This is a genomic window from Streptomyces sp. LaBMicrA B280 (assembly GCF_049222185.1).
GTDB classification, from domain to species: Bacteria; Actinomycetota; Actinomycetes; order Streptomycetales; family Streptomycetaceae; genus Streptomyces; species Streptomyces murinus.
In genome coordinates this window covers 106,924-126,194 of record NZ_JBMJCT010000064.1, presented here as the reverse complement: position 1 = coordinate 126,194, position 19,271 = coordinate 106,924, and the positions used below count along the sequence as shown (strand labels likewise).

The following is a 19,271-nucleotide window of genomic DNA, read 5'->3' as shown; positions in this document are numbered from 1 at the left end:
TGTGGGGCGGTCGGCCCGTCACACGGCGGGTACCGCCACCGCCGGCTCCGGTCCCACATATCGCGCCGCCGGGCGGATGATCTTCGAGTCGGCCGCCTGTTCCAGGATGTTGGCGCTCCAGCCCACCACCCGGCCCGCCGCGAAGGTCGGGGTGAACATCTCCCGGGGCAGGCCGCACAGTTCCATGACCACACCTGCGTAGAACTCGACGTTGGTGTGGAGTTCACGGCCCGGCTTCAGCTCGGCGAGGACGGCCTCGACCCGGCGTTCGACCTCCACCGCGAACTCCACCCGGGGGCCGCCGAAGCCGAGGGCGATCTCCCGGAGCATCCGGGAACGCGGGTCCTCCGTGCGGTAGACGGCGTGTCCAAAGCCCATGATCCGCTCACCGGCGAGCACCCGTTCCCGGATCCAGGCATCGACCCGGTCAGGCGTGCCGATCGCGTCCAGGGTGTCCAGGGCCCGGCTCGGTGCCCCTCCGTGCAACGGGCCGGACAGCGCGCCCACGGCACCGGTCAGACAGGCCGCCGCGTCGGCCCCGGTGGAGGCGATGACCCGGGCCGTAAAGGTTGACGCATTGAATCCGTGATCAATGGTGGAGATCAAGTATTGCTCGACCGCTCGGGCCCGGCGGGGATCGGGTATCGAACCGGTCAACATGTACAGGTAGTTGGCGGCGTACGGCAGGTCCGCCCGCGGCTCCACGGGCTCAAGCCCCTGTCCCAGCCGGTACAGAGCGGTGAGCAACGTGGGTACGGCGGCGCAGGCGGCGAGCGTGTCCGCGCGGCGCCGGTCGGCGTCCAGGTCGTACAGCGGCCGGAATCCCCGCGCCGCGCCCAGCAGGGACAGCCCGGTGCGCAGTCCGGCCAGCGGGCCGGAGACGCGGCTGGCGGCGGCGATCGCGGGCAGGCTCGCCCGGACCTCCTCGGGCAGCCGCCGCAGCGCCGCGGTCTCGGCGGCGAAGGCGGCAGCACGCTCGGCGTCGGGCAGGGTGCCGTGCACGAGCAGGTGCCAGACGTCCTCGAAACGGCGGGTGCCCGCGAGGTCGACGGCCGAGTACTGCCGGTAGTGGTAGAAGCCCTCCCGCCCTCGTACATCGCCGATCTCCGTCTCGGTGACGACGACACCGGCGAGACCGCGGGGGACGTCGACAAGGGGTGTTGCGGTCCTGTTGATGGCCATGAGTGTCCTCTCTGAGCTTGACCCGACTGTCCACTCTTGACGTCAAACGTGTCAACGTTGATTGCATCAATACGTACAGGGTTGGCCATCAACATGTGCAGAGGCCGCTACGGTGACCCCCATGCGCGATCACGAACCCGCCCCCAATCGCCCGGGGCGAAGGCTGACCACCAAGGAGACCGCCGAACTGCTCGGTGTGAAGCCCGAGACGGTCTACGCGTATGTCAGCCGCGGCCTGCTGAGCAGCAAACGCGAGCCCGGCGGTCGCGCCAGCACCTTCGAGGTGCGCGAGGTGGAGGACCTGGCCCGGCGCAACCGCCGTGAGAGCGCCGGGATCCCGGGTTCCGGCGGCGATCTCTCGGTGCGCACCCGGATCACCCTGATCGAGGCAGACCGGTACTACTACCGGGGCGTCGACGCCACCGAACTGGCCGCCCGGCACTCCTACGAGGAGGTCGCGGAGTGGCTGTGGACCGGCCGGCTCGTCCCCGGTACGGCCTTCACCGCGCCCGAGGCGACCGTACGCGTCGCCCGCTGGGCCGTGGAGGCGCTGCCCGAGCACACCTCCCCCACCGACCGGCTGCGGGTCGCGACGATCGCGGCGGCGGCCGAGGACCCGCTGCGCTTCGACCTGTCCGAAGAGGCCGTCCTGAACACGGCGCGCGTGCTCATCCCCACGCTCGTCACCGCCCTGCCACCGGTCGCCCACGACCCCGGGGACGACGCGCCGCTCGCCCACCGCCTGTGGTCCCGGCTGACCGCCCGCCCGGCGGACGAGGACGCGGTGCGCGTACTGGACGCCGCCCTGGCCCTGCTCGCCGATCACGACCTGGCCGCCTCCACGCTCGCGGTCCGGGTCGCCGCCTCCGCGCGGGCGCACGCCTACGCGACCGTCTCGGCCGGTCTCGGGGTCCTGGAGGGCCCGTTGCACGGCGCCAGCAGCGGACTGGCCCACCGGATGCTGGTGGACGTGCTCGAACTGGGCAACGCGGGCCCGGTGATCGCCGACGAGCTGCGCGCCGGTCGCCGCATCCCCGGGCTCGGCCACCGCCTCTACACCGGCGAGGACCCCCGCGCACAGTTCCTGTTCGGCCTGCTGGAGCGGCTCCCCCGCGCGGAACCCGCCCTGCTCGCCGCCCGCGACATCGTCGCCACGACCGCACGGCACACCCCGCTGCACGCCAATGTCGACCTGGCGCTCGCGGTGTTCACCTCCTCCTTCGGCATGCCCGCCACCGCCGGGGAGACGATCTTCGCCGTCGCCCGTACCGCGGGCTGGATCGCGCACGCCCTGGAGGAGTACGGCGAACGCCCGCTGCGGATGCGCCCGGTCGGCCACTACGTCGGCCCGCGCCCGCCGCAGCCCCTCCCTGAAGCCGACTGAGTCCCCGCTGAGTCCCCGCGCGTCGCCCACCGGGGCCCGCGCCCCCACCTGGAGGCCGGCGTCCCGCCATGAGCGGGGCACGGCCCCGGCCGGAAGTCGCCCTGGCCTGAGTCAGGTTAGGCTCACCTCTGTGAGTAGGTGCGCGTCCGTCTCCCTGAGCCTCGACGAGCCCGTTTCGGCGACGGCGGCCACGGCGACGACGTGGCTGCTGCTGGAACAGCCCGGCCCGTGGGGCGCCAAAGCGCTCACTTCGAGCCATCTGGACCCGGCGGTCGGCCGCGCGCTGGAGACGGCCGCGGCGGGCACCGGCGTACGCGTGGCCCTCATCCGGCGCCCCGGCCGCCACGCCGACCCCGGCACCCCCGAGATCCGCCAGGTCTACGCCGCCCACACCGTGCCGGGCCGCGGCTGGCTGCGCGCGGCCACCACCCGCGACCCCCGGCACCTGCTCGACCTGGACCTCGGCGCCCTCGGCGCGGGCGACCACCGCTCCTTCGACGCGGTGCTCGGCGGGCGCCCGCACACCGGCGATCCGCTCGCGCTCGTGTGCACCAACGGCAAGCGCGACCGCTGCTGCGCCCTGCTGGGCCGCCCGCTCGCCGCCGAGCTCGCCGCGTCCGGGGAGGACGGCGTCTGGGAGGTCACTCATCTGGGTGGACATCGTTTCGCGCCGACGGTGCTCGTGCTGCCGTACGGCTACGCCTACGGACGCGCCGACGCGCGCACCCTCAAGAAGGCCCTGGACGGCGTCCGGGAGGGCCGGGTGGCCGTCCAGGGGTGCCGCGGCTGCTCCGCCTTCGAACGCCCCGGTCAGGCGGCCGAGCTGGCGGTGCGTGAGGCGGCGGGCGAGTACCGGGCGGGCGTGCTGGGCGTCGTACGGACCGACGGCGCGGCGCCGCGCTGGGCGGTGACCGTCGCCCCTCCCTACTTCCCCCTCCTCCCCTTCACCCCCCCCGGGTCACCGTGGCGCGCGGGGCGTCGCTGCCGCCGCGCCCGGAGAGCTGCGGCGCCGCGGTGCTCGGCACACCGGCGCGGATGACCGTCGTAGCGGTACGTGAGCTGCGCCCGGCGGCGCTGGCGAGCTGAACCGCGCGGCGGGCGCACCCCGTACTGTCGTCCCCCATGAGTCCGACTCCCTCCGCACGCCGTCTGCGCCTCGGTATGCCACGGCGGGTGTTCTCGCAGGTGCTGCTCATGCAGGTGACGATCGCCGCGGGCGTCGCGGTGCTGGTGACCGGCCTGTTCCTCGCGCCGCTGAGCAAACAGCTGGACCACGAGGCGATGCGCCGCGCGCTGGCCATCGCCGAGACCACGGCCCAGGACCCGGGGATCGCCCAGGGCCTGCTGACCACGCCGCCGACCAAGGACGGCCCGGTGCAGCAGGAGGCCGAGCGGATCCGGCGGGCCACGCACGCCGAGTACATCGTGGTCCTGGACCGGCACTGGGTGCGCTGGTCGCATCCGACCACGTCGCAGATCGGCCGCACCGTGTCCACGAGCCCCTCCGGCGCCCTCGCGGGCAAGGAGGTCATGGAGATCGACCGGGGCACCCTGGGACGCTCCGCGCGCGGCAAGGTGCCGCTGTACGACGCCCACCACCGCCTGATCGGGGCGGTCTCGGTCGGCATCGCCTACGACAGCGTGCGCGCCCGGCTGATCGGTGTCATCCCGGGGCTGCTCGCCTACGCGGGCGGCGCCCTGGCGGTGGGTGCGCTGGCCGCCTGGCTGATCGCCCGCCGAGTGCAGCGGCAGACCCGGGACCTCGCGTTCTCCGACATCTCGGCGCTGCTCGCGGAGCGTGAGGCGATGCTGCACGGCATCCGTGAAGGCGTGGTCGCGCTGGACCGGGGCGGCCGGATCCGGCTGCTCAACGACGAGGCGCGGCGGCTGCTGGGCATCGGCGACGAGGCCGTGGGCCGCGTTCCCGACGAGGCGCTCGGCGAGGGCCGTACGACCGATGTGCTCGCCGGGCGGGTGACCGGCACCGATCTGCTGACGGTGCGCGGCCGAAGGGTGCTGGTCGCCAACCGGATGCCCACCGACGACGGCGGTGCGGTGGCCACCTTGCGCGACCGCACCGAACTGGAGCAGCTGGGGCGCGAACTCGACTCCACGCGCGGGCTGATCGACGCCCTGCGCGCCCAGGACCACGAGCACGCCAACCGGATGCACACCCTGCTCGGGCTGCTGGAACTGGAGATGTACGACGACGCGGTGGAGTTCGTCGGGGAGGTGGTCGGGGATCACCGGGTCACCGCCGAACAGGTCACCGAGAAGGTCCAGGACCCGTTGCTTGCCGCCCTGCTGGTCGGCAAGGCGACGGTGGCGGCCGAACGCGGGGTCGCCCTGTGGGTGTCGGAACGCAGCAGGCTCCCGGACCGGCTGGTCGATCCGCGGGGGCTGGTCACGGTCGTCGGCAACCTGGTGGACAACGCCCTGGACGCGGTCGCGGGCACCCCGCACGCGCGCGTGGAGGTCGAGTTGCGCGTCGAGGGCCGTACGGTCGTGCTCCGGGTACGGGACACCGGGCCCGGAGTGCCGAAGGACCAGCGGGAGTTGGTCTTCACCGAGGGGTGGTCCACGAAGCGGGCGCCCGCGCACGGCAAGCGGGGGCTCGGGCTGTCGCTGGTGCGGCGGCTCGCCGAACGCCAGGGCGGCAGCGCGACCGTGGACACCGCGGGCGGGGGCGGTGCGGAGTTCACGGTGGTGCTGCCGGAGGCGCTGGGCGAGCCGGAGCTGGAGCCCGGGCCCGGACGGGAGCCCGAGCCCACGGCACGCAACAGTTGATTACATTGACCGCCCGCCGTACTACTTGACCGCCTTGGCGAACTCGGTCGTGTACGTCTTGCTCAGGTCGACGTTCGCGTTCTTGATGTTGGGGTTGAACGCCTTGAGCACCTTCTCCACGGTCTCGGGGCCGTTCTCCGGCATCACACCGTCGTCGGTGAACATCGGCAGGGTGCTCTTCACGGACTGGGTGTAGAGCGCCTTGTCGCCCTGGGAGTAGTCGGCGGGCATCTTGGCGGCTATCTCGTCGGCGCTGTGGGTGGACATCCACTTGAGCGTCTTGACGAATGCGTTGACCAACTTCTGCACGGTCGCCTTGTGTCCCTGCACCCAGTCCGTCTGCATGTACAGACTTGACGACGGGTACGGCCCGCCCAGCGCCTGCTGCGAACCCTCGGGGGTGCGCATGTCGAGCAGGATCCTGCCGGCCTTCTTGTCGAGGATCGTCGCCACGGTCGGGTCGGTGGTCATGCCGCCGTCGATCGAGCCCTGCTGGAGCGCCGCGACGAAGGTCGGTCCCGCGCCCACCGCGACCGGGGTGAACTCGCTGACGTCCACGCCGTTCTTGACCGCCAGGTACTTGGTGAGGAAGTCGGTCGAGGACCCGAGCCCGGTCACGCCCAGCTTGCGGCCCTTGAAGTCCTTGGGCGAGGTGATGTCGCCCGCGGCCTTGTCGGACACGACCTCCACCTCGCCCGGGGCGCGCGAGAACTGGACGACCGACTCGACCGACTTGCCCTTCACCTGGAGGTCGAGGGTGTGGTCGTAGAAGCCGACCGCGCCCTGCACCTGGCCGGCGACGAGCGCGGTCTCGGCCTGGACCCCGGCGGGCTCGGACATGAGCTGGACGTTCAGGCCCTCGTCCTGGAAGTAGCCGAGGCGCTGGGTGAGCATCGCGGGCAGGTAGATGACCTTGTCGAGGCCACCCACCATGATCTTGACGCTCTCGCCCTTGCCGCCACCCCCGCCGGAGCCGGACGCGGAACCGGCCGCGTCGTTGGCGCAGGCGGTGAGCGAGGACAGGGCGAGCAGGCCGGCGGCGGCCAGGGAGGCGTGTCTGGCGGTCTTGCGCATGGCGGTTCACGTCCTTGTGAGAGGGCGGTGCGGGTGAGGATGTGGGGGCTGGTCGTGCGGCGGGGCGGCCGGTGGTCCGGGCCGGGGCGCCCGGCTGCCGGAGCCGGTGGGTCAGCTGTCCGAACCGGCGGGCTTCCAGCGGAAGATGCGCCGCTCGGCGAAGGTCAGCAGGCCCTCGGCGGCGAGGGCGACGACGGCGAGGATGACCATCGCGGCGTACACACCGGCGGCGTTGAAGGTGTTCTGCGACTGCGCGACGAGCAGGCCGATGCCCTTGGTCGCGCCGATGTACTCGCCGACGATGGCGCCGATCAGCGCGAAGCCGAAGCTGACATGAAGGCTGGTGAAGATCCAGGAGGTGGCCGACGGGATGACCACCTGGAGGGTCACCCTGCGGTCGCTCGCGCCCAGGACGCGGGCGTTGGCCACGAGGTTGCGGTCCACCTCGCGGGCGCCCTGGAAGGCGTTGAAGAACACCGGGAAGAAGACCAGCACCACGGCGGAGGCGACCTTGGAGGACGGGCCGAGTCCGAACCAGATCAGGAAGATGGGCGCAAGGACGATCCGGGGAATCGAGTTGAGCACCTTGATGTATGGACCAAGCACCTCGGCGAGCAGGCCGATCCGGCCCAGCGCGATACCGAGGAGGACACCGGCGACCACACCCACGAGCCAGCCGAGCAGGGCCTCGTAGAGCGTGTACCAGACCTGCTCGCCCAGGGAGCCGAGCGCGGTGCCGTGCAGGACCCACGTGGAGATCTGGTCCCAGATCTTGGAGGGCATCGAGAAGTTGAACGGATCGATGACCTTCGCCCGGGACAGCGCCTCCCACAGGCCGAGCACGGCGACCAGGAGCACCACCCGCGCGGTGTTGACGAGGAGCTTGCGCCGGCGGGCGGCCCGGGCACGGCTCTGCGCGCGGTCGGGGGCCTTGGCGGCACCGGCGAGCGGGGTGTCGAGGACCTCAGGCGACATGGGCGGCACCCCTCTCGCGGGTGATGCGGACCTCTTCGCCGAGCGACTCCCAGATCTCCCGGTAGATCTCGATGAACCGGGGCTGGAGGCGCACCGCCTCGACCTTGCGCGGCCGGGGCAGATCGATCTCGAAGACCTGCTTGACGGTCGCGGGCCCGGCGGTCATCACGACGACCTTGTCGGCCAGCGCGATGGACTCCTCCAGGTCATGGGTGACGAAGACGACCGAGGCGCCGGTGCCCTCCCACAGCTCCAGCAGTTCGTCCGACATCAGCGCCCGGGTCTGCACGTCGAGCGCCGAGAACGGCTCGTCCATCAGCAGGATCTCGGGGTCGTTGACGAAGGTCGCGGCGAGGGCGACGCGCTTGCGCTGGCCGCCGGAGAGCTGGTGCGGGTAGCGGTCCTCGAAGGCGGCGAGTCCGACCCGGGCCAGCCACTCGCGGGCCTTCTGCCGGGCCTCCGCCTTGGGGACGCCCCGGAAGCGGGGACCCGCCATGACGTTCGACAGCACGGTGCGCCAGGGGAAGGTGGCGTCCTGCTGGAAGACGAAGCCGACCTTGTCGCCGACGCCGCCGACCGGCTCCCCGGCCACCGTCACCTCACCCTCGGTGGGCTCCTCCAGCCCGCTGACCAGGGTCAGTGTGGTGGACTTGCCGCAGCCGGTCGGCCCCACGACGGCCACGAACTCACCGCGTCCCACGGTGAGATCCAGACCGCGCACGGCCGTGTGCAGTCCCCCTGACGGGGTTCTGAAGGTCTTGCTCGCGCCCCGCAGCTCGATGGCGGGGCCGGTGTGTGCGCTCATGACCCGGGACGGTAGGTCCGCCCCTGCACGAGCAGCAGTCTTGTGTGCACAAGGCGTTCTTTTGCTCGCAAGAACCTGTTGTGCTCATTTTGCTCGCGCTACAACTGCGGAGCCGCACAGGCGGGCCGGACGCCCGCCGGCCTTGAAGGAGAGGCCTGATGATTGACGTCCTGGTGGTCGACGACGACTTCCGCGTCGCTGAGATAAACGCCAAATACGTGGGAAAGGTTCCGGGGTTCCGGGTGGCCGGCCGCGCGCACAGTGCCGCCCAGGCACTGGCCGCCGTGGAACGCGGCGCCATCGATCTGGTGCTGCTCGACCACTATCTGCCGGACCGCACCGGCCTGGAACTCGTCCACCGCATGCGGGAGCAGGGCCATGGCGCGGACGTCATCATGATCACGGCGGCCGGCGATGTCGCCACCGTCCAGCAGGCGATGCGCCTCGGGGCCTTGCACTATCTGGTGAAGCCGTTCACCTTCGCCGCGCTGCGCACCCGTCTCGACTCCTACGCCGCGCTGCGCCGCACGGTCGACCGCGTGGGCGGCCGGGGCGTGGCGGGCCAGGAGCAGGTGGACCGGATCTTCGGGGCACTTCGTACGGCTCCCGCCCCGTCCGCGCCCGGCCTGCCGAGCGGCCACACGGCGCCCACGACGGACCTGATATGCGACGTCCTGTACGGCGCCGATCATCCGCTCTCCGCCCACGAGGTCGCCGCCCGCACCGGCCTGAGCCGCTCCACGGCCCAGCGCTACCTCCGCCACCTGGAACAGGCCGGCCGCCTGCGGCTCTCCCTGAAGTACGGCGACACCGGGCGCCCGGAGCACCGGTACGCGTGGGTGGCGCCCTGACGGTGGCCGCCCGGCAACGCTAGGCGGCCCCTGCCCCGGTGAGGGAGCGCACCTCCGTCTCGGCGTACTTGGCCTCGTCCGGGATCTCGTCCGAGGTGACCGTGCCCAGCCAGCCGGCGAGGAAGCCGAGCGGGATGGAGACGATGCCCGGGTTCTGCAACGGGAAGTACTGGAAGTCGACGCCGGGGAACAGTGAGCCGCGGCAGCCGGACACCACCGGGGACAGCAGTACGAGCCCGAGCGCCGGGATCAGTCCGCCGTACACGGCCCACACCGCGCCACGGGTGGTGAAGCCGCGCCAGAACAGCGAGTACATCAGTACTGGCAGATTCGCCGACGCGGCGACCGCGAAGGCGAGTCCGACCAGGTAGGCGACGTTGAGGTCCCGGGCCAGCAGTCCGAGCGCGATCGCCACCACACCGATCCCGACGGCAGCGAACCGTGCCACGGCCACCTCGCGGTGTGCCCCGCCCTTCGGTCCGCCGCGCGGGCGCCGGAGGGAGGCGTACAGGTCGTGGGCCACGGAGGCGGAGGAGGCGAGCGTGATGCCGGCGACCACCGCGAGGATCGTGGCGAAGGCGACGGCGGCCACCACCGCGAACAGAACCGTTCCGCCGGTGGAGCCCGCGCCGCCGCCCAGGTCGAGGGCGAGCAACGGCATCGCCGTGTTCCCGGCCGCGTTCGAGGCACGCAGGGCCCCCGGTCCCACGACCGCCGCCGCCCCGAACCCGAGGACGATCGTCAGCAGATAGAACCCGCCGATCAGGCCGATCGACCACACCGCGGAACGGCGCGCGGCGCGTGCGGTCGGCACCGTGTAGAAGCGGGACAGGATGTGCGGCAGCCCCGCGGTGCCCAGCACCAGAGCCAGGCCGAGGCTGATGAAGTCGAGGCGGGCGGTCCAGCTCCCGCCGTACTTCAGGCCGGGCGCCAGGAAGGCGTCTCCGTGGCCGCTGCGCCGCGCCGCCGTCACCAGCAACTGGTCGACATCGCCATGGAATCGCAGCAGCAGGAGCACGGTCAGCGCGATCGTCCCGCCGAGCAGCAGCACCGCCTTGACGATCTGGATCCAGGTAGTGGCCCGCATCCCGCCCAGCGACACATAGATCACCATGAGCGCGCCGACCCCGATGACCGTCCACGCCTGGGCCGCCCCGCTCGCGCGTCCCAGCAGCAGCGCGACCAGGCTGCCCGCGCCGACCATCTGCGCCACCAGGTAGAGCACGGACACCACGACCGACGACGTGCCCGCCGCGATCCGCACCGGGCGCTCGCTCATCCGCGCGGCCACCACGTCGGCCAGGGTGAACCGGCCGCAGTTGCGCACCAGTTCGGCGACCAGGAACAGCACCACCAGCCACGCCACGAGAAAGCCCACCACATACAGCAGCCCGTCGTAGCCGTACAGCGCGATGAGCCCGGTGACACCCAGGAAGGAGGCCGCCGAGATGTAGTCGCCCGTGATGGCAAAACCATTCTCCATGGGGGAGAACAGCCGCCCGCCCGTGTAGAACTCCTCCGCCGAACCGCGCCGCCGCCGGCTCACCCATGTCGTGATCCCGAGGGTGACCGCGACGAACCCGCTGAACAACAGCAGCGCCAGCGTCTGATGATCGCCGGTCACCGGGCGCCTCCCCGCGTCTCTCGGGTCAACTCCTGCGTGTCCCAGCGCAGTTCCAGCGCCGCCCGGTCCCGCCGCAGCCGCGCGTGCCGGGTGTAGGCCCAGGTGAGCAGGAACGTGGTGAGGAACTGCCCCAGCCCCGCGAGCATCGCCACGTTCACCGCGCCCACCACGGGTCGCGCCATCAGCCCCGGAGCGGTGGTCGCCGCGACCACATAGGCCACGTACCAGCTCAGGAAGACCGCGACCCCCGGCACCACGAACCGCCGGTACCTGCCCCGCACTTCCTGGAAGGCAGCGCTGCGCTGCACCTCGACGTACACCTCGCGGGCGCGCACCGCCGCCGCGTCCCGCTCCCCGCGCGCCGGGGGCACGGTCGGCGCGGGTGACCCGGTGCCGTACGGCTCGTCCCAGCCCAGGGCCGACGGGTCGTACCACGGGTCTTCGTGCCGCACATCGCGGGTGGGTGCGCCGTGGTCCCTCCGGTTCTCGGCCGAACGCTCGGGACCGTCCCCTGCCCCCCGGGCACGATCATCGCTTGACTGCATGCCCAAGGATGGACAGACCCGGAAGTTCCGTGACTCTTCTTCTCCGGGCTCTTCACCCCATCAGGTGACCTCACCCGGCGGTCGGCCGCACCAGCCCCTTCGCATAGGCGTAACGCACCGCCTGCGCCCGGTCCTTGAGGCCCGTCTTCGCGAACAGGTTGTTGATGTGTGTCTTCACGGTCGCGTTCGAGACATGCAGCCGGTGGGCGATCTCCTGATTGCTGAGCCCCTCGGCGATCAGCACCAGGACCTCGGTCTCGCGCACGGTCAGTCCGTCCGGTGGGACAGGCGCCGTGGGCACGGCCGCGGCCGGCTGGGGCTCGGCCTGCGACAGGCGCTCCAGCAGACGGCGCTGCACGCTCGGTGACAGTCCCGCCTCCCCCGACAGCACGCTCTCCACGGCGCGCACGATCTCCTCGCCGCCCGCGTCCTTGGTCAGATACCCCCGGGCGCCGGCCCGCAGCGCGGGGAACAGGGACTCGTCGTCGGCGTACGTGGTGAGCACCACCACCTGGGTCCCGGGGTACTGCTCCCGGATCCGCCGGGTGGCCTCCACACCGTCGCAGCGGGGCATCCTGAGGTCCATCAGGACGACGTCCGGAGAGAGTTCCCCGACCAGTCGCACCGCTTCCTCGCCGTCTCCCGCGGCTCCGATGACCTCGACGCCCGGCAGCAGCCCGAGCAGCATCACGATGCCTTCCCGGACAACGGTCTGATCGTCGGCGACCACCACCCGCGCCGGCTTCTTCTCCCCCTCCGGCTCGGTCATACGGGCACCTTCAGTGTCACCGCGAACCCCTCCTCGTCCGGCCCCGCGTCCAGCGAGCCGCCCAGCAGTTCGGCGCGCTCGCGCATACCGAGCAGACCGTACCCGCCGCCGGAGGACGTGAGGTCGCCGGGCCGTCCGCCCGAGTCCCGCACATTCAGCGTCACCTGGTGGTCGCTGTAGTCGAGGCGCAGGTCCACCCTGGCGCCCTGGGCGTGTTTGCGGACGTTGGTCAGCGCCTCCTGGGCGACCCGGCGCACGGCCTGGGAGGCCTCGGCCGGCAGGGGCCTGGGCTCACCCGTGACGGTGACCGCGGCGCCCTCGGCCCCGCTGACGAGTTCACCGAGGAAGTCTTCCAGCGGGGTCAGTTCGCCCCGCAGCGCGGACAGTGCCTGTCTGGTCTCGGCGAGACCGTCGCGGGCCATGCCGCGGGCGGCCACCACCCGCTCCAGGATCCGCTCGCGGTCGGCGCCCCGCTCGATCAGCAGCCGGGCCGCCTCCAGGTGGACGAGTTGCGCGGAGAGGCTGTGGGCCAGCACGTCGTGGATCTCGCGGGCGATTCTGGCCCGCTCGGCGAGTGCCGCGGACTCGGCCTCGGCGGCACTCGCCGCGCGCTCCTGGTCGAGCAGCCGCTGTGCGTTGCCGCGGGCCTCCGCGTCCAGCCGCAGGACGTAACCGGCGAGGGCCATGCCCGCGACCGAGGCGGCGGTGGTCAGCCAGACGTCGTTGTTGAAGGCGGAGTACGCGGCGAGGCCCGCCGAGGTCACCGGCGTCGCGGCCGCGAGCGGAAGCCGCTCCAGGGCGGTGATTCCGCAGCCGCACCACAGGACGAGGGCCAGTGCCCTGAATCCCCCGGCTTCGGCGGCGACCGCGATGCCCATGAGCGTCGCCAGCAGGAGCAGGGAGGGGAGCAGCCGATGCCGGTAGGTGGTGCGGAAGAAGGCCCAGGCGAGGAATCCGGCGGCGACGACCCCCGCGAGGGCGGCGGCCCCGGTCCAGACGCCGACATGCTTCTGCTTGTACGCGCCCCACAGCAGCAGGGCGATCACCAGAACCCTGACGGCCCAGGCGAGCAGGCGGCGGGGGCGGGTGGTTCCGGAGCGGCCCAGCGCCTCTTTCGAGGGCCACCGCGTCCACGCGTTCTCGGTCACAGGCGCTCCTCTCCGGCGGGCCTGCCGTCACCGTACGCCGTGGCGCGACGGCTCGTGGCGCCGAGAGGCTGGGTGGTCAGGGGCTTGCGAGCGCCGAGGGTGCTCGCCCGCCAGGTCAGGATCCCGGCGCGGACCAGCAGGGAGGCGGCGAAGCCGAGAAGCAGGGCGGAGCTGTGCTGGTGCAGGCCGAGGGCGGCGCCGATGGCGAAGAGGCCCATGCGCAGGGCGATGCCGGCGACCCAGACGGCCGCGCTCGCCTTGGTGCCCTTGCTCCACACCGCGCCGTCCGGCTCGGTCCAGACATGGGTGGTCCAGGCCCAGCCCGCGCCCATGGCCAGGCCGATGAGGAGTTCCACGGCGAGCAGTGCGGCGGATCCGACGCGGTGATGAGCGTCGAGGATGCCGGGCTCGCGCAGCGCTATGACCCCGAGGATGAGCGGCAGCAGCCACCAGCGGCGGTCCGTGTCGATCGGGCGTGCGCGGAACTGCCGTACCAGCACGAGCGCGACGACGGCCACGATCACCAGCGCGTTGGCGAGCCCCACCATCAGATCCTCCGTGAGCGAGAAGTCGTTCGCCGGGAGCGAGCGCTGCCCGACGCTTCGAAGTTACGGAAATTCGCAGGTCGGGAGATCGGAGCTGGGGTGGATCAGAGGTGGAGATCTTGGAGGGCGTGCCTCCACCCAGGGGTGGAGACGGAGTGGGTGGGCGGGGTGGATTCTCGGCGAGGGTGAGGGTGGGTGGGGTGGGTTCCCGGCGAGGGCGGGAGCGGGAGCGGCACGCGTCTGGCCAACCCGCGCAGGGGGACGGGTCCTGGGGGGCGGATCTCGGGAGCCGGATCTCGGGAGCCGGATCTGTCGGGCCCGACCCGGCCCGGCCAGCCGGTTGGCCGGCTGGCTGGCTGGCTGGCTGGCTGGCTGGCTGGGCTAGCGGGCGGGGCTGTGGGGCGAACGGTCAACCGGCCGGAAGGCCGCCCACATCACCGTCGGCATCGGGACCGACGGGCCCCTCGGTCCGGGAAAGGCCGGCGATGATCAGGCCGAGGGCGAATTCGAATCGCTGCTCGAAGCTGTCGGGGCCGACGTACGGCAGGACCTCGGCCAGGGCCGGGTAGTCGGCGGCCGGGGCCTGGTCCGGGTGGAGTGCCGGTGCGGTTTCCTGGGCGGCCTGCTGTTCCTGGGTGAGGCCCAGGGTCAGGTAGAAGATCGACCAGTGGGTCCACGCGGCCGTGCGCGGCGAGTGGCCGGCCGCGAGCAGGGTGGCGATCACGGTGTCGGCGTAGCGCAGCGTGTGCGGCTCGGCCGCGAAGACGCCCGCGACCATCCGGGCGGCGTCACGGTGGGAGAGCAGCGCCGTGCGGCAGCGGCGGCTCAGCTCCCTGAGCCGGTCGGGGAACGCCTCGGGCAGCGGCTCGTCGAGACAGTGCGCGAGGAGTTCGTCGGAGGCGAGTTCGAGCAGGCGGCCCTTGCTGGAGGCGTGCCAGCGGACGGTGTTGTGCTGCACGCCGAGCCGGGCCGCGACGGCGCGCATGGTCACGCCGTCCAGTCCGTGCTCGTCGAGGACCGCCAGCGTGGCGTCGACGATCTCACCCCGTGTCGTACCCATCCGATGCACCTCTCCGGTCGGCTCGCGCGCCTTGTCGCCCCAACCCCTGTTGTCCAATGGACAATTCTAAGGCATGCTCACTCTTATCCATTGGACAAGAGTGAGAGGAAGTGGTGGTCATGCTCGACGTGCTCATCGCCGGGGGCGGGCCCGTAGGGCTCTGGCTGGCCGCGGAGCTGCGCCTGCACGGGGTGGAGGTGACCGTCGTGGAGCGCCGGGCGGCACCGGACGGACGGTCGCGCGCGGTCGGCATGCAGGCCGGCACGCTGGACACCTTCGCCACCCGCGGACTCGCTGAGCGGTTCATCGAACGGGGCACCCCGGTGCCCACCGGTCACTTCGGGGCGGCGACCACCCGGCTCGACTTCTCCACGATCGGAGCGGTGCACCCGTTCATGCTGGCGCTCGGCCAGTCCGTCACCGAACAGCTCCTGGAGGAGCACGCGGTTGCCGTGGGCGCCCGGGTGCTGCGCGGGGAGGAGGTCGTCTCGCTCACCCAGGGGCCGGACGCCGTCGAAGTGGTGATCCGGGCCGGCGACACCCATCGGACCGTGCGGGCCCGCTGGGTGGTGGGCTGCGACGGCACCCGCAGCGCGGTGCGCCAGGCGGCCGGCATCGACTTCCCCGGTCGGGACACCACGCTGACCGGGTGGCTCGCCGACGTCGAGCTCGACGACCCGCCCACCGCGCCGCTCTCCGCCGCCAGCCCCGCCGGTTCGATACTGGCGGCCCCGATCGGCGACGGCGTCCACCGGCTGGCGGGCCTGTCCACGGCCACCATGCACCGCGGCACCGGTGACCCGCTGACCCTGGAAGAGGTACGCGAGCAGACCCGCGCGCTCCTCGGACGGGACCTGGGCATCCGCAACCCCCGGTGGCTGTCGCGCTACGGCAACGCCACCCGCCAGGCCGCCCGGTACCGGTCAGGACGGGTGCTGGTGGCCGGGGACGCGGCGCACATGTTCTTCCCGGCCGGCGGGCAGGGCATGAACGTCGGCATCCAGGACGCCACCAACCTCGGCTGGAAGCTGGCCGCCACCCTCCAGGGGCGGGCGCCCGAAGGACTGCTCGACAGCTACGACACGGAACGCAGGCCGGTCGCCCGCGCCGTCATCGACAACACCCGGGCGCAGCTCGCCCTGTTCGCCGCGGCGAGCCCGGAGCAGATCGCACTGCGCGAGGTCTGGTCCGCCGCCCTGGCCGAACCGCGGACCAACCGCCAGTGGGCCCGCAGGATCGCCGGCTTCGACGACCCGCTGCCCACCGGCAGCGCACCCGGCGCGCACCCGCTGGACGGCACACGACTGGCCGGCCTCACCTTGAAAGCGGCCGAGGCACCCACCGCCCACCCGTTGATGCACCGCGGCCGACCCCTGCTGCTGGACCTCGACGGGACCCGGACGCCGTGTTCCGCGGACGGTCTCGAACAGCGGGCGGTCGGTGTCGACACCGAAGCGTCGGATCGGATCTGGCGGGACGTCACCGCCGTGCTGATCCGACCGGACGCCCGGATCGCCTGGGCCGGGACCGACACCGACCCGCGGCGCCGGGCCGCGGACTGCCTCACCGCCCTGCGCACCCTGTGCCGCTGAGCGGGTTCGGTGAGCCCGCGCACCGGACAGCGCCGGCCCGTCAGCGCGGTGGGCCGGTGGATCCGGGGTACGGGCCGACTGAAGCCGGCCGGGGCAAGTGTGAGCCTGGCCGGAGCACGTTGTCAGATCAGAGGAGGCCGGACGGGTTGTCATACAAACCCGCCCGGCTGCCGCGCGCGTCCCCGCAGGCCGGGCGTCGGCTCGTACAGGCGGTGGTACGGCTCTCCGCAGGCCGCCGAAACGGGCTGCGCGGGCCGGATCGCAGGCCCCGCCCGGGCCGCCGTACCCGCAAGGCGAACCGGCAGGGCCCGCCTCACCCGAACCGGGCGAGGCGGGCCGATCCCCGTACGTCGACGCGCCCCGTAGGACAGGGGGCCGAGGGGCACCAGCACGACCAGCGGCGACCCGACACCGTCCCGTCCCGCCTGCACGGCCTCGGCCTCAGCGGAACCGGCTTGCCTGCGGCGGGTCCGGAGCACCCGCTCCAGCCCGCCGCAGGGGTCACGCGTCGATCCGGGACCGGTCCAAGGTCGCCGCCGAGCCGGAGATGAACTCCTTGCGAGGGGCCACGTCGTTGCCCATCAGGAGGTCGAAGACCTGTTCGGCGGCTTCGAGGTCGGAGAGGTTGATGCGGCGCAGGGTGCGGTGGCGGGGGTCCATGGTGGTCTCCGCCAGCTGGTCGGCGTCCATCTCACCGAGGCCCTTGTAGCGCTGGATGGAGTCCTTGTAGCGGACGCCCTTGGTCTGGAACTCCATGAGCTTGTCGCGCAGCTCGCGGTCCGAGTACGTGTAGACGTACTTGTCCTGGCCCTTCTTCGGCTGGACGACCTCGATGCGGTGCAACGGCGGCACCGCGGCGAAGACACGGCCGGCCTCGACCATGGGCCGCATGTAGCGCTGGAACAGCGTGAGCAGCAGACAGCGGATGTGGGAGCCGTCCACATCGGCGTCGGTCATCATGATGATCTTGCCGTAGCGGGCCTGGTCGATGTCGAAGGTGCGGCCCGAGCCCGCTCCTATGACCTGGATGATCGCGCCGCACTCGGCGTTCTTGAGCATGTCGGTCACGGACGAGCGCTGCACATTGAGGATCTTGCCGCGGATCGGCAGCAGGGCCTGGAACTCGGAATTGCGCGCCAGCTTGGCGGTGCCGAGCGCCGAGTCGCCCTCGACGATGAACAGCTCGCTGCGGTCGACGTCGTCGCTGCGGCAGTCGGCGAGCTTGGCCGGCAGGGACGAGGACTCCAGGGCGGTCTTGCGCCGCTGGGCGTCCTTGTGCTGACGGGCCGCGACACGCGTCCTGGCGGCGGCGACCACCTTCTCCATGACGACCCGGGCCTGGGCGGCGGCGTCCCGCTTGGTGGCGGTCAGGAACGCCTTCAGTTCCTTGGTGACCACCTGGTTCACGATGCGACGGGCCGCCGAGGTGCCGAGGACCTCCTTGGTCTGGCCCTCGAACTGCGGCTCGGCCAGGCGCACGGTGACGACGGCGGTGAGGCCCTCCAGGGCGTCGTCCTTGACGATGTTGTCCTCGGCCACGCGCAGCATCTTCTTGGCGCGCAGCACGTCGTTCATCGTCTGGGTGAGGGCCTGCTCGAAGCCGGAGACGTGAGTGCCGCCCTTGGGGGTGGCGATGATGTTGACGAAGGACCGCAGGTTTGTGTCGTAGCCCGTGCCCCAGCGCATCGCGACGTCGACGCCCAGTTCGCGGGCGACCTCGGTCGGGGTCATCTGGCCGTGCTCGTCCAGGACGGGGACGGTCTCCTTGAAGGTGCCCTTGCCGGAGAAGCGGAGCACGTCGCAGACCGGCTTGTCGCTCGCCAGGTACTCGCAGAACTCGCTGATGCCGCCGTCGAAGCGGAAGGACTCCTCACCCTTGCTGCCGCCCTCGCCCAGGCCGTACTCGTCGCGGACGACGATGGTCAGGCCGGGCACCAGGAAGGCGGTCTGCCGGGCGCGCTGGTGCAGCGTGTTCAGGGAGAGCTTGGCGTCCTTGAGGAAGATCTGGCGGTCCGCCCAGTAGCGCACGCGGGTGCCGGTGCGGGTCTTGGGGATCTTCTTGGCCTTGCGCAGACCGCTCTTGGCCTCGAACTTCGCGTCCGCTCCGGCGCCCGAGAAGGCGCCCGGCACGCCGCGCCGGAAGCTGATGGCGTGGGTGTTGCCGCTGCGGTCCACCTCGACGTCGAGGCGGGCGGAGAGGGCGTTGACCACGGAGGCGCCGACTCCGTGCAGACCGCCGGAGGCGGCGTACGAGCCGCCGCCGAACTTGCCGCCCGCGTGGAGCTTGGTCATGACGACCTCCACGCCGGACAGGCCGGTCTTGGGCTCCACGTCCACGGGGATGCCGCGGCCGTTGTCACGCACCTCCACGGACGCGTCGTCGTGGAGGATCACCTCGATGTGGTCGCAGTAGCCGCCGAGGGCTTCGTCCACCGAGTTGTCGATGATCTCCCACAGGCAGTGCATCAGGCCGCGGCTGTCGGTCGAGCCGATGTACATGCCCGGACGCTTGCGCACCGCCTCAAGACCCTCGAGGACGAGCAGGTGCCGCGCGGTGTAGTTGGAGCCGTCGCGGTCTGCTCCTGCCAGCAGCGCTGTGGACGGCACGGACGTATCGGCGGTCACGCGGTTCGCTCCTCGCTGAATTTCAGGTTGCCCCCTTCTGGGTAAGGGGGAGGCTTCAGTTGCCCGTCAGAGGGTACCGAGGCCTGGTAGAGCCGGTGTAACGCCACCCTCGTCGGCTACTCAGACTAGTCCAGACTCGTATACACGTTCGATCCCTCGATGGGGTGAAGTACATATCACGTTCCCTTGGAGGCATGAACCATTTAGGCTCCGGGCACGTCCTCATGAACAACCGGCAAGCCAGCCGGGAGGACCGAGATACTAGACAGCGCGAACCCGTAAGCATCCCCAACACGCACTACGGC

15 protein-coding genes and 1 pseudogene are annotated in these 19,271 nt (G+C 71.8%); 5 read left to right on the top strand and 11 right to left on the bottom strand.

The annotated features are described in order from the left end of the window. Nucleotides 1-18: 18 nt before the first annotated feature. Entirely contained in the window at nt 19-1,182 is a 1,164-nt protein-coding gene (locus ACLF5H_RS34975; RefSeq protein ID WP_421680030.1) for a citrate synthase/methylcitrate synthase, read from the bottom strand. Nucleotides 1,183-1,303: 121 nt separating this feature from the next. Between ACLF5H_RS34975 and ACLF5H_RS34970 the strand changes: the two genes are divergently transcribed. The 3 genes and pseudogenes from ACLF5H_RS34970 (at nt 1,304) to ACLF5H_RS34960 (ending at nt 5,353) form a co-directional block, all read left to right on the top strand. After that, nucleotides 1,304-2,566 carry a citrate synthase gene (locus ACLF5H_RS34970; RefSeq protein WP_421680029.1) on the top strand — a complete coding sequence of 421 codons (1,263 nt, stop codon included), beginning with the start codon at nt 1,304-1,306 and terminating at the stop codon, nt 2,564-2,566. A gap of 130 nt (nt 2,567-2,696) precedes the next feature. Beyond that, nucleotides 2,697-3,652 (top strand): annotated as a pseudogene (locus tag ACLF5H_RS34965) (sucrase ferredoxin). A 36-nt stretch (nt 3,653-3,688) separates the two neighbouring features. Next, nucleotides 3,689-5,353, top strand: coding sequence for an ATP-binding protein (locus ACLF5H_RS34960; protein ID WP_421680028.1), 1,665 nt, complete (start codon nt 3,689-3,691; stop codon nt 5,351-5,353). A 21-nt stretch (nt 5,354-5,374) separates the two neighbouring features. Here the strand turns inward: ACLF5H_RS34960 and ACLF5H_RS34955 are convergent, their stop codons facing one another. The 3 genes from ACLF5H_RS34955 to ACLF5H_RS34945 form a co-directional block, all read right to left on the bottom strand. Then, nucleotides 5,375-6,427, bottom strand: a complete 1,053-nt coding sequence (locus ACLF5H_RS34955) for an ABC transporter substrate-binding protein (protein ID WP_421680027.1) — start codon at nt 6,425-6,427, stop codon at nt 5,375-5,377. Between the two features lie 111 nt (nt 6,428-6,538). Beyond that, nucleotides 6,539-7,402 carry an ABC transporter permease gene (locus ACLF5H_RS34950; RefSeq protein WP_421680026.1) on the bottom strand — a complete coding sequence of 288 codons (864 nt, stop codon included), beginning with the start codon at nt 7,400-7,402 and terminating at the stop codon, nt 6,539-6,541. Beyond that, nucleotides 7,392-8,207 carry an ABC transporter ATP-binding protein gene (locus tag ACLF5H_RS34945; RefSeq protein ID WP_421680025.1) on the bottom strand — a complete coding sequence of 272 codons (816 nt, stop codon included), beginning with the start codon at nt 8,205-8,207 and terminating at the stop codon, nt 7,392-7,394. The genes ACLF5H_RS34950 and ACLF5H_RS34945 overlap by 11 nt, the downstream gene beginning before the upstream one ends. Before the next feature lie 158 nt (nt 8,208-8,365). On the opposite strand from ACLF5H_RS34945, the gene ACLF5H_RS34940 reads away from it, so the two are divergent. After that, the gene (locus ACLF5H_RS34940) at nt 8,366-9,058 is read left to right on the top strand and encodes a response regulator (RefSeq protein ID WP_421680024.1); all 693 of its coding nucleotides are present in this window, start codon (nt 8,366-8,368) and stop codon (nt 9,056-9,058) included. 19 nt (nt 9,059-9,077) lie between these two features. Here ACLF5H_RS34940 and ACLF5H_RS34935 read toward each other — a convergent pair whose 3' ends face one another. The 6 genes from ACLF5H_RS34935 to ACLF5H_RS34910 form a co-directional block, all read right to left on the bottom strand. Then, entirely contained in the window at nt 9,078-10,682 is a 1,605-nt protein-coding gene (locus tag ACLF5H_RS34935; RefSeq protein WP_421680023.1) for a cation acetate symporter, read from the bottom strand. Continuing rightward, a complete protein-coding gene (locus ACLF5H_RS34930) occupies nt 10,679-11,227 on the bottom strand; it encodes a DUF485 domain-containing protein (RefSeq protein WP_421680022.1) in 549 nt (182 codons plus the stop codon). Before ACLF5H_RS34930 ends, ACLF5H_RS34935 begins: the two co-directional genes overlap by 4 nt. A gap of 70 nt (nt 11,228-11,297) precedes the next feature. Then, nucleotides 11,298-11,996 carry a response regulator transcription factor gene (locus tag ACLF5H_RS34925; protein WP_421680021.1) on the bottom strand — a complete coding sequence of 233 codons (699 nt, stop codon included), beginning with the start codon at nt 11,994-11,996 and terminating at the stop codon, nt 11,298-11,300. Then, complete coding sequence (locus ACLF5H_RS34920) at nt 11,993-13,144, bottom strand: sensor histidine kinase (RefSeq protein ID WP_421680020.1); 1,152 nt, start codon at nt 13,142-13,144, stop codon at nt 11,993-11,995. Before ACLF5H_RS34920 ends, ACLF5H_RS34925 begins: the two co-directional genes overlap by 4 nt. Then, entirely contained in the window at nt 13,141-13,692 is a 552-nt protein-coding gene (locus tag ACLF5H_RS34915; RefSeq protein WP_421680019.1) for a DUF1453 domain-containing protein, read from the bottom strand. Before ACLF5H_RS34915 ends, ACLF5H_RS34920 begins: the two co-directional genes overlap by 4 nt. A 406-nt stretch (nt 13,693-14,098) precedes the next feature. Continuing rightward, the gene (locus tag ACLF5H_RS34910; protein WP_421680018.1) at nt 14,099-14,749 is read right to left on the bottom strand and encodes a TetR/AcrR family transcriptional regulator C-terminal domain-containing protein; all 651 of its coding nucleotides are present in this window, start codon (nt 14,747-14,749) and stop codon (nt 14,099-14,101) included. Between the two features lie 119 nt (nt 14,750-14,868). On the opposite strand from ACLF5H_RS34910, the gene ACLF5H_RS34905 reads away from it, so the two are divergent. Then, nucleotides 14,869-16,341 carry an FAD-dependent monooxygenase gene (locus ACLF5H_RS34905; protein WP_421680017.1) on the top strand — a complete coding sequence of 491 codons (1,473 nt, stop codon included), beginning with the start codon at nt 14,869-14,871 and terminating at the stop codon, nt 16,339-16,341. 501 nt (nt 16,342-16,842) lie between these two features. Here the strand turns inward: ACLF5H_RS34905 and ACLF5H_RS34900 are convergent. Further along, nucleotides 16,843-18,966: a DNA gyrase/topoisomerase IV subunit B gene (locus ACLF5H_RS34900; protein WP_421680016.1), complete on the bottom strand. Its 2,124-nt coding sequence runs from the start codon at nt 18,964-18,966 to the stop codon at nt 16,843-16,845. Between the last annotated feature and the right edge of the window lie 305 nt (nt 18,967-19,271).

What these genes read in the sequence shown, in the direction of transcription:
- ACLF5H_RS34905 (WP_421680017.1), top strand. Translation starts at nt 14,869, where the DNA reads ATGCTCGACGTGCTCATCGCCGGGGGCGGGCCCGTAGGGCTCTGGCTG.
- ACLF5H_RS34915 (WP_421680019.1), bottom strand. Translation starts at nt 13,692, where the DNA reads ATGGTGGGGCTCGCCAACGCGCTGGTGATCGTGGCCGTCGTCGCGCTC.
- ACLF5H_RS34930 (WP_421680022.1), bottom strand. Translation starts at nt 11,227, where the DNA reads ATGCAGTCAAGCGATGATCGTGCCCGGGGGGCAGGGGACGGTCCCGAG.
- ACLF5H_RS34950 (WP_421680026.1), bottom strand. Translation starts at nt 7,402, where the DNA reads ATGTCGCCTGAGGTCCTCGACACCCCGCTCGCCGGTGCCGCCAAGGCC.
- ACLF5H_RS34960 (WP_421680028.1), top strand. Translation starts at nt 3,689, where the DNA reads ATGAGTCCGACTCCCTCCGCACGCCGTCTGCGCCTCGGTATGCCACGG.
- ACLF5H_RS34955 (WP_421680027.1), bottom strand. Translation starts at nt 6,427, where the DNA reads ATGCGCAAGACCGCCAGACACGCCTCCCTGGCCGCCGCCGGCCTGCTC.
- ACLF5H_RS34975 (WP_421680030.1), bottom strand. Translation starts at nt 1,182, where the DNA reads ATGGCCATCAACAGGACCGCAACACCCCTTGTCGACGTCCCCCGCGGT.
- ACLF5H_RS34945 (WP_421680025.1), bottom strand. Translation starts at nt 8,207, where the DNA reads ATGAGCGCACACACCGGCCCCGCCATCGAGCTGCGGGGCGCGAGCAAG.
- ACLF5H_RS34940 (WP_421680024.1), top strand. Translation starts at nt 8,366, where the DNA reads ATGATTGACGTCCTGGTGGTCGACGACGACTTCCGCGTCGCTGAGATA.
- ACLF5H_RS34910 (WP_421680018.1), bottom strand. Translation starts at nt 14,749, where the DNA reads ATGGGTACGACACGGGGTGAGATCGTCGACGCCACGCTGGCGGTCCTC.
- ACLF5H_RS34970 (WP_421680029.1), top strand. Translation starts at nt 1,304, where the DNA reads ATGCGCGATCACGAACCCGCCCCCAATCGCCCGGGGCGAAGGCTGACC.
- ACLF5H_RS34925 (WP_421680021.1), bottom strand. Translation starts at nt 11,996, where the DNA reads ATGACCGAGCCGGAGGGGGAGAAGAAGCCGGCGCGGGTGGTGGTCGCC.